This window comes from Hydrocoleum sp. CS-953, assembly GCF_002260545.1.
In the GTDB taxonomy this organism is placed as follows: domain Bacteria; phylum Cyanobacteriota; class Cyanobacteriia; order Cyanobacteriales; family Microcoleaceae; genus Trichodesmium.
In genome coordinates this window covers 1-2,433 of the sequence record NZ_LGSU01000203.1, presented here as the reverse complement: position 1 = coordinate 2,433, position 2,433 = coordinate 1, and the positions used below count along the sequence as shown (strand labels likewise).

Genomic DNA, 2,433 nt, shown 5'->3' with positions numbered 1-2,433 from the left:
CCCAAGGATTTTTTGCTTGAATAAATGATTGTACATTTTCATCAAAAATCTCAGCTTTTGCTACTCTTTGATACATCAAATATGCCACACATTTAGCAATTATAATTACCCAAAAAATGGCTATAAAGCCTCTCCATTCATGGAGAAAAAAAGAAAAAATTTCCCTTTTAACCAATCCTCTTATTTTCAAGAAGAGGTAATTGTTAATTATTAATTATTGAAATACTCATAATTAGTATAGTCGGCAAATATATCTGTTTGTCAGACGAGTCTATAATTTTGAATATTTGCCTACTATCTAAGATTTTATTATTAAGTATTAGCTTCAATTATTCCTTCTGCTTCGAGAGCGATCGCCCTCAATTTTTCCAAAGTTTTTTGATTAGCTGATTGCCATAAATTTCGTTGATTTGCTTCTAATAATCTTTCTGCCATATCTCGCAATACCCAAGGATTTTTTGCTTGAATAAATGANTTCCTTCTGCTTCGAGAGCGATCGCCCTCAATTTTTCCAAAGTTTTTTGATTAGCTGATTGCCATAAATTTCGTTGATTTGCTTCTAATAATCTTTCTGCCATATCTCGCAATACCCAAGGATTTTTTGCTTGAATAAATGACTGTACATTCTTCTCAAAAAGATAAGCTTCAGCTACTCCTTGATACATAAAATCTTCTACACATTTTGCCGTCGCATCATAAGCAAATAAATAATCTATTGTAGCTGCCATTTCAAAAGCTCCTTTATAACCATGACGCATGACTCCAGCTATCCATTTAGGGTTAACAACTCGCGAACGATAAACCCTAGCAATTTGTTCTTTTAATTGTCTAACTTTAGGATTTTCTGGCATAGAATTATCCCCAAAATAAGTATGAGGATTTTTGCCAGTTAAAGCACGAACTGCAACAGTCATTCCTCCTTGAAATTGATAATAATCATCTGAGTCTAATAAGTCATGTTCTCTATTGTCTTGATTATGCAAAACTATCTGCATTTGTTCGAGACGTTGGGAAAATGCTTCGGGAGAATTTACCGCCTTTGCTTCCTGGTTATAACTATTATTAATTCCTGTATAAGCATAACTGCTCCAATTAATATAAGCTCTAGCTAAATCTCGATCATCTTGCCAATTTTGAGATTCAATTAAACCTTGTAAACCTGCACCATAAGCTCCTGGTTTAGAGCCGAATATTCTATATTGAGAACGTGCTTTTGCCTGAACTTCAGTCAACCCTAATTCTTGCCAATATTTGACTTCTTTTTTTACTTGAGCAGCCAAAGGATTGTCTGTTTCTGCTTCATCTAAATTCGCTACAGCAATAACAGCTTGATCGAATAGATCGATAATATTAGGAAAAGCATCGCGGAAGAAACCAGAAATTCTCAAAGTTACATCTACACGAGGTCTTCCTAATATTGAAACTGGCAAAATTTCAAAGTCGATAACTCTTCGAGAAGGTCTATCCCAGACTGGTTTTACTCCTAATAAAGCAAGTGCTTCGGCAATATCATCTCCACCAGTTCGCATGGTAGAAGTTCCCCATATTGATAACCCTAAAGTTTGAGGATATTCGCCATTTTCTTGAGTGTATCTTTCGATTAAATTTTCTGCTGCTAACTGCCCTATTCTCCAAGCAGTTTCTGTCGGAATGGCACGAATATCTACGGAGTAAAAATTCCGACCTGTAGGTAAAACATCTGCTCTACCTCTTGTCGGAGCGCCAGACGAACCACTGGGGATATATTTGCCATCTAATCCTATTAATAAGTTGGTAATTTCTTGGTCTGTTTTTTGCAGAGAAGGTAGGAGATTTTGGCGAATCCATTCTAATTCTTTATTTGTCTGTGGGAAGGGAGAATTAATCTGATTTTGGTTAATTAAATTTTCGACTAAATTAGCTGCTTTTTGTTCGAGTAATTCCACAGCATCACCCAGGGTACAACAAGATTTTCCATCTATTAATAAGTTATGATTAATAATTGTAGAAAAATCATCGGTGAGAGGGTCGAAGTCTAAGTTTAAATCTTTAGCTAAAGCGCGAGTTAAACCTAAACGAGTGGTACTAGGATGACGAGCGATCGCTATGATTAAATCTCGTAGTTTTTGACCTTGAGGAGATTGACCAAATATATGTAAACCATCACGAATTTGTGCTTCTTTTAATTCGCAAAGATAACCATCTATATTAGTAATTAATTTGGCAAATCTAGTATTTTCATCATTTTCAAATTTCTCTTCATTTAGCTCCGGGAGCGAGAGGAAGTCTGAGTCTTTTTCGGAATAGCAGGAGTTGGCAGTTACATCTTTTGTTTCTGTGGAAAATTTCTCCCTATTTTGCTCCGGGAGCGAGAGGAAGTCTGAGTCTTTTTCGGAATAGCAGGAGTTGGCAGTTACATCTTTTGTTTCTGTGGAAAATTTCTCCCTATTTTGC

General features: G+C 35.7%; 1 protein-coding gene and 1 pseudogene. Both read right to left on the bottom strand.

All coding sequences use genetic code 11. The annotated features are described in order from the left end of the window. Positions 1–312: 312 nt before the first annotated feature. A complete protein-coding gene (locus AFK68_RS44050) occupies positions 313–435 on the bottom strand; it encodes a hypothetical protein (protein ID WP_143437411.1) in 123 nt (40 codons plus the stop codon). A 40-nt stretch (positions 436–475) separates the two neighbouring features. After that, positions 476–2,246: pseudogene (gene cobN, locus AFK68_RS01695) on the bottom strand (cobaltochelatase subunit CobN); the annotation flags it as partial. Positions 2,247–2,433: the final 187 nt, after the last annotated feature.